Below are 487 nucleotides of genomic sequence, written 5' to 3' on the forward strand. Positions count from 1 at the left end.
GGCTTGAGCGGCCACGAAATGACCATCGGTCTCGGAAAAACCGAGGGATTTGAACCAGCCGTGGCAGGTGAAATTCTTGCCTGTGTCGACGATCCGGCCTGTGGCCCTCTCTGCCTGGCTCAGTGCGATCTTCGTGGCGGCTGCTCCCATAGCCACTTCCGCGCCGAGGCCGAATACGCGGCAAGAGAGCACGGCTTGAACGATCTCGCCGTCTTTCACCAAAGTCGCGCCGGTGATGCCGTTGTCGCCCGTCTTGTCTCTGAGGGAGGACAACAGGCAAACACCGCCAGCCGCGAGGAAGCCCTTGAACTCGGATAGCTCCCATCTCTTGCCTGTAGTGTTGAACTGGTTGGTCTTATTGATGAGTTCGAAGCCACGATCGAACCGCGGCTTGTCATCGATGTCCATGATGAATAGCTGTTGTTCGATCTCAAGCGAGCGGAGCCAGCCCTCGCGAGACATTTGGCGCTCCATTTCGAGACGCTCG

General features: G+C 58.3%; 1 protein-coding gene. It reads right to left on the reverse strand.

Features of this window, described 5'->3' with window-relative positions; all coding sequences use genetic code 11:
- On the reverse strand, positions 1-462 hold a 462-nt coding region (locus IB232_RS23380), incomplete at its 3' end, for a hypothetical protein (RefSeq protein WP_225592492.1).
- Positions 463-487 lie beyond the last annotated feature (25 nt).

Source organism: Pseudomonas sp. PDM15, assembly GCF_014851565.1.
Lineage (GTDB): Bacteria > Pseudomonadota > Gammaproteobacteria > Pseudomonadales > Pseudomonadaceae > Aquipseudomonas.